The 6,535-nt window shown below is 49.9% G+C and carries 6 protein-coding genes; 1 reads left to right on the forward strand and 5 read right to left on the reverse strand.

Annotated elements, in window-relative coordinates; genetic code table 11:
- A partial coding sequence (locus L696_RS28060; RefSeq protein WP_155985280.1) for an iron chelate uptake ABC transporter family permease subunit occupies positions 1-188 on the forward strand: 188 nt, incomplete at its 5' end.
- A gap of 3 nt (positions 189-191) precedes the next feature.
- Here the strand turns inward: L696_RS28060 and L696_RS0100715 are convergent.
- The 5 genes from L696_RS0100715 to purM all read right to left on the reverse strand — a co-directional run bounded on the left by L696_RS0100715 (position 192) and on the right by purM (position 6,337).
- Positions 192-1,427: a serine hydrolase gene (locus L696_RS0100715; RefSeq protein ID WP_025681931.1), complete on the reverse strand. Its 1,236-nt coding sequence runs from the start codon at positions 1,425-1,427 to the stop codon at positions 192-194.
- A 259-nt stretch (positions 1,428-1,686) separates the two neighbouring features.
- The gene (gene purD / locus L696_RS0100720) at positions 1,687-2,955 is read right to left on the reverse strand and encodes a phosphoribosylamine--glycine ligase (protein ID WP_025681932.1); all 1,269 of its coding nucleotides are present in this window, start codon (positions 2,953-2,955) and stop codon (positions 1,687-1,689) included.
- A gap of 73 nt (positions 2,956-3,028) precedes the next feature.
- Positions 3,029-4,576 carry a bifunctional phosphoribosylaminoimidazolecarboxamide formyltransferase/IMP cyclohydrolase gene (gene purH / locus L696_RS0100725; protein ID WP_025681933.1) on the reverse strand — a complete coding sequence of 516 codons (1,548 nt, stop codon included), beginning with the start codon at positions 4,574-4,576 and terminating at the stop codon, positions 3,029-3,031.
- Positions 4,577-4,682: 106 nt separating this feature from the next.
- Entirely contained in the window at positions 4,683-5,297 is a 615-nt protein-coding gene (gene purN / locus L696_RS0100730) for a phosphoribosylglycinamide formyltransferase (RefSeq protein WP_025681934.1), read from the reverse strand.
- On the reverse strand, positions 5,297-6,337 hold the full coding sequence (gene purM, locus L696_RS0100735) for a phosphoribosylformylglycinamidine cyclo-ligase (protein ID WP_025681935.1): 1,041 nt from the start codon (positions 6,335-6,337) through the stop codon (positions 5,297-5,299). The genes purN and purM overlap by 1 nt, the downstream gene beginning before the upstream one ends.
- Between the last annotated feature and the right edge of the window lie 198 nt (positions 6,338-6,535).

The following is a 6,535-nucleotide window of genomic DNA, read 5'->3' on the forward strand; positions in this document are numbered from 1 at the left end:
ACCGCCATCGCTATCTGCTACCCGGCGCAGCCATGATCGGCGCTCTGATTCTCGTTCTCGCTGATGCGCTGGGACGGGGCTTGAAGCCGCCGCTCGAAATTCCCGCAGGCATCGTGACAGCCATTATTGGCGCACCGTACTTTCTGTATTTGTTGCTACGGGAACGCAAGCAAAAAGGCAACGGGTAGGGGTTATATTTCCAACTGTACACCAATGCGCTGATTGATTTCTTTTCTGAACGATTCATCACGCAATAGCCGCTCTTTAAATTCATTCATCATATTTTGCAAGGAGGCATTCGTGAACGGGTCCAGGTCGTTAAAAAAGACCGCCATCTCCGTCGAATGTCCTCCCTTGTCCATCGCATACATAGCCAGGGTGAGGACATATGCGGTAGATCCGCCCTTTTGCCCGAAATGTTTCAGCCATTCCTGATTTTCCGGATGATTCATCAGTTGCTCCATGACCTCAGACAATAATTTTTGCTCGGCTTTCGTAAAGCCTTGACGGCTGTTCAGCCTACTCATCAAGGACGCATAATCCGCCGTCGTCGAAGCTATAAAACGGTCCGTATTCATTTGACCAAATTCCCGATCATACCATGTCGCGATAGCGGCATTTTTCTTATATGAACCACTTGTATCACGAGCCAGCTTGTTATGGATCATCTGAGCATGTTGGCGGAACTCTACGTCAGACATCGCTTGAACGGCTGCTTTGGCGGAATTGCTATTTCTTGCACCGTCCCATGCCCGCCCCTGAGTCTCCCTCATCCATTCGTAAGGAATCAGAATTGAAGATACAAATGGATAAATTGGATCATGATCCTGGAGTCCCAAGGTAGTTTTCGTTTGGTTAATCTGTTCCAAGCCCAGTCTGTCCATTAAATACTCGGTATTGGCATTGGAGCTAAACCGAATCATACCTTTGGCAACTTCGCGCAGAGACACAGTTCCGTTCTTCAACCGTCCTTTGGCTTCCATATCCTTCAACCATGCCGGATGTTCGCCACCATCCAGACGCGGTAGATAGAACCGCTCCAGCGCAGTCAGCTTGATCCGTTCATCCGGGTTAATTGTACCTGCCGCAGCCTGCTTGGCATATTCAACCGCAATGACCGTCTTGACCGTACTCGCCAAGGGCATCATCCGGTTTTCCTCACGGCCTGCCAGCTTCTTTCCATCCCTCAGAATCGTAATGGATGCTTTCTCTGGATGTTCCTCCAAAAAGCGAAGCACGCGATGGGCGCTATCCCGCTCAATCGTTTCATCCTTAGCGTCAGCTGCAATGGCGGTTGCGGGTCGAACAGTATCCGGGGTATTAGCCATTCTGTCCTGCTTCGATGATGGCAATCCCACGGCCAAGCCAATCATGATGACTACCGCAGCCAAGCTCACTACTATGATCACAAGCTGCTTTCGTTTCACTATAAACCTCCCCCCGTATGCACTCAGCACACAGGTTTATTTTCCCATTTTTAACCTTCAGCTTCTATTGTAAACGAAAACAAAGCGCAAAAAGTTTCATTGCATGTCATATTTGCAAATAAATTCAAAAAGGAGAGCCGTCCTGCATATAACACAGGTTGACTCTCCTTTCAGTTTTGTTTTTTAATCCTATAGGATACTTTTGTCAAACGAAAAAAAAAGAGAACCCCGATGAGGTTCCCTTAATCTTGCAAAGACACTACTGGAGCAGTGCTTTTTCCGCAATATCCGTACGGCTTTGCTTTCCTTCAAAGGTAATATGTGCCGCCTGTTCATACGCCTTGTCCCGCGCTTCGGTAATATCACGTCCCAAGCCGACCACGCCCAACACACGTCCGCCGTTTGTGACCCACTCGCCCTGTTCATTGATGCCTGTACCGGCATGAAACACGATGGCTTCATTCGCCTGATCCAGTCCGTGGATCGGCATACCTTTGGCGTACGTTCCGGGATAGCCCCCGGAAGCCAACACCACACATACCGCCGCTTCATCTTTCCATTCGATCTCTACTTGATCCAGCGTGCCATTCACAGCAGCCAGGAAAATATCAAGCAGATCAGATTTTAGCCGTGGCAGTACAACCTGCGTTTCCGGATCACCGAAGCGTGCGTTAAACTCAATCGTCTTCGGCTTACCGTCCGGCGAAATCATCAACCCCGCGAATAAAACGCCCCGGAACGGACGACCTTCAGCCACCATCGCTTTTGCCGTCGGCTTAATGATGGTCTCAATGGCTTCCTCAATTATCGAATCCGCTATATGCGGTAATGGGGAATATGTGCCCATCCCCCCCGTATTCGGCCCTTTGTCACCATCAAAAATAGGCTTATGATCTTGCGCCGCTGCCATCGGACGAACCGTTTCACCATCCACAAAGGAAAGAATCGACATTTCCTGTCCGGCCAGAAACTCCTCGATCACAACCTGCGCCCCGGCTTCGCCGAACACCTTCGCTACCATAATATCGGATAAAGCCTTTTCCGCTTCTTCCATAGAGTAGGCGACCGTTACTCCTTTGCCTGCTGCCAGTCCGTCCGCCTTGATGACCACCGGAATCGGCTGCTCCTTCAAATAGGCATGTGCTTCCTCGTAGGTATAAAACTTGCGATAGGTCGCTGTCGGAATATGGTATTTATGCAGCAGATCCTTCATGAAGATTTTGCTGCCTTCAATTTCCGCTGCATTTTTACGCGGTCCGAATACCGGAATGCCTTTCGCTTCAAAAGCATCCACAATACCATCTGCCAGCGGATCATCGGGGCCAACCACAACAAGTCCGACCTTTTTGGATTCCGCCAGCTCTGTCAACGCGTTAAAATCACTCACCGGAATCGGTACGCACTCTGCCAACTGCCCGATGCCGGCATTGCCCGGCGCGCAGTAGATTTGTCCGGCCTTGGGGCTTTTTTTCAGTGCCCACACAATCGCATGCTCGCGGCCGCCCCCACCGATAACCAAAATATCCATTCAGGTGATTCCTCCCGCTCCCGTTATGATCGTTCAGGTGTGAAAATGCTGCTGCATTCTCAGCTCATGCAAGCTAGTGTTTGAAATGACGCACGCCTGTGAAGACCATCGCAATGCCGTGCTCGTTAGCAACCTTGATGGATTCTTCGTCTTTGATGGAGCCGCCCGGCTGAATAACTGCCGTAATGCCTGCTTGGGCTGCCAGCTCCAGCGTATCGCCCATCGGGAAAAATGCATCGGAAGCCAGTACGGCACCCTTTGCTTTTTCTCCAGCCTGCTCGATAGCGATTTTAGCCGCTCCGACACGGTTCATTTGTCCCGCACCTACGCCAATAGTCATATTGTCTGCTGCAAGTACGATCGCATTGGACTTCACATGCTTAACCACTTTCCAGCTAAACAAAAGCTGTTTCAGTTCTTCCTCGGAAGGCGCACGATCTGTCACTACGGTAAGCGCGTCCGGGTCTACAGCGTGAATGTCGTTCTGCTGAACAACCATGCCGCCTTCAATGGAAGTAACTACGAAACGGCTCTCAGCCTGCTCAGATGTGGACAACTCGCCCAGATCGAGCAAACGAATGTTTTTCTTTTTCGTCAAAATCTCCAGTGCTTCTTCCGTAAAGCCCGGTGCCTGTACAATTTCCAAAAAGATTTCGCTCAGCTTCTTCGCTGTATCTCCGTCAATAATTCGGTTAGCCGCTACGATGCCGCCAAAAATGGAAGTTGGATCAGCCGCATACGCCTTGCTGTACGCTTCATAAATGCTGCCGCCGATTCCCACGCCGCAAGGATTCATATGCTTAACAGCTACCACTGCTGGCTCGCTGAATTCTTTAACAATTTGCAGCGCCGCGTTAGCATCGTTGATATTATTGTAGGACAGCTCCTTGCCGTGAAGCTGCTTCGCTGTCGTCAGTGTACCCTTTGCCGCCAACGGCTGACGGTAAAATGCCGCCTGCTGATGCGGATTTTCGCCATAGCGCAAATCCTGAATTTTTTCATAGGTTACTGTGTAACGCTCAGGCAAAGGCTCGCCTGTCACATTCGACAAATAATCGGAGATGAGCGCGTCGTATGATGCGGTATGACGGAAAACCTTTGCTGCCAAACGCTTACGAGTGTTCAGCTCAGTATCGCCATCCTTGCGGATTTCGTCCAGCACTGTACTGTAATCGTCCGCATCTACTACCACACTTACGAATGCATGGTTTTTTGCCGCAGAACGCAGCATGGTCGGACCGCCGATATCAATATTTTCAATCGCGTCCTCATAGGTTACACCGGGTTTGGCGATCGTTTCCGCAAAAGGATACAGATTCACAACGACCAGATCAATATAATCCAGTCCAAGCTCCTTCATCTGACGCTGATGCTCCTCATTATCCCGAACAGCCAGCAGGCCGCTGTGTACCGCAGGATGGAGTGTTTTAACACGTCCGTCCATAATTTCAGGAAATCCTGTTACCTCTGAAATGCCGATGACAGGAATACCCTCCTTCGCCAACAAGCTGCTCGTTCCCCCTGTCGAAACGATTTCCACACCCAATTTGGACAACTCGCGGCAAAATTCCACGATCCCCCGTTTATCTGATACGCTGACAAGCGCTCTTTTAATACTCACCATTTCTCCTCCTTTAGCTCTTTATCAATTTATTTCCCGAGAAATATCGGAAAATGCCTATACGGCATCCTTGAAATGACAATGATATGACAAATTACAATCATCTTTAGAGAAGTGAAATCACCTTACGGCCATCCAATTGGATTTTGCCTTGAGCCAGTCTGCCAACCACCTCTGGATATAATTGACGTTCCACGGATTGAATGGCTGCGGATAAGGATTCCGCTGTATCATGGTCGTGTACTTCTACGACACGCTGGGCAATAATTGCTCCCGTATCCATCCCCCCGTCCACAAAATGAACGGTAACTCCACTTACCTTGACTCCATAGGCCAATGCCTGTCCAACAGCATCTTTCCCTGGAAATGCAGGAAGTAGCGACGGATGAATATTGATGATTCTTCCCGCGTAGGCATCCACCATGACACTGGATAGCAAACGCATGTAACCTGCTAACACGATGAGATCAATGGAATTCTGCTCCAGCAAAGCCACTAGTTCCCTCTCATAATCTTCGCGAGAAGGATATTCCTTGGGTCGAAAAGTGTGACACGCAATTCCGGCTTTCTGAGCTCTGGCTACGGCAGGAGCCGCAGGCTTGTCACAGATCAGCAGCTCCACCGTTGCCCCGCCCAGTTCTTCTCGCGCAGCCGCATCCACCAATGACTGAAAATTTGTTCCTTCACCTGATGCAAAAACAGCAATCCGGTAATCGTTCATTACACCTCGGCTCCCGTAAAGGTCACGATAGAACTGCCTTCCGTTACTTTTCCGATCACATAAGCGGCTTCGCCCTGTTCTTTCAGAACTTCCAGTGCAGTCTGTGCATGCTCTTCGCCTACAACGATAACCATTCCAATCCCCATATTAAAGGTTGTGAACATGTCTTTATTGGAGATAGCGCCTTTTTCCTGCATGAGCTGGAAGATCGGCAGAATCGGCCAAGCGCCGTATTCTATATCCACATTAACGTGATCCGGCAGCACTCTAGGGATATTTTCGATAAAACCGCCGCCCGTGATATGCGCCATGCCTTTTACTTTTACCTTGTCCAGCAAAGCCAAAACGGATTTCACGTAAATTTTCGTTGGCTCCAGCAGTACATCGCCCAGTTTGCCGTTCAAGCCTTCGATTTCATCATGCAGACTGTATCCTTGCTGTTCCAATAACAGCTTGCGAACCAGCGAGAAACCATTGCTGTGTACTCCGCTGGAGGCCAGTCCGATAACCGTATCTCCGGGCGCAATGGAACTGCCGTTAATGATCTTGCTTTTATCTACAATCCCGACCGTAAATCCGGCAATATCATATTCACCTTCGCTGTACATCCCCGGCATTTCTGCTGTTTCACCGCCGACAAGCGCACAACCGGACTGATGACAGCCCTCTGCGATTCCGGCAACAATAGCTTCGATTTTCTCAGGTATAACCTTGTCACAAGCGAGGTAGTCGAGAAAAAAGAGCGGCTCCGCGCCCCCGACGACAATGTCGTTCACACACATCGCAACCGCATCAATACCAATGGTGTCATGACGATCCATCGCGAAAGCAAGCTTCAGCTTCGTACCGACTCCATCTGTACCGGAAACGAGTACAGGCTCCTCGTACTTATCCTTTTTCAGGCCGAACAACGCACCGAATCCACCCAAATCCGTCAGCACTTCGGGACGGAAGGTACGTTTGACGTGCTTTTTCATCCGTTCTACTGCTTCATTACCGGCAGCGATATCTACCCCTGCGTTTTTGTATGCTTCGGACATTCATAAACACTCCTTCAAATGATTGACCCTCCTAAGTCCTCCCTAATAGGGAGGATTCCATGGGGCTGCTCCCCCTGGACCCCTCAAGAGTCGGTCAGATGCGTAGGGTTGGTGTTGCCTGGTGATTGGTTCGTGCTAGGAGTCGCGTGTTGTCCTTTGTGATCGGCGGGCCATCCCGCCAATCACAAAGGACACGCT

The sequence above is a fragment of the Paenibacillus maysiensis genome (assembly GCF_000520815.1).
Classification (GTDB): domain Bacteria; phylum Bacillota; class Bacilli; order Paenibacillales; family Paenibacillaceae; genus Paenibacillus; species Paenibacillus maysiensis.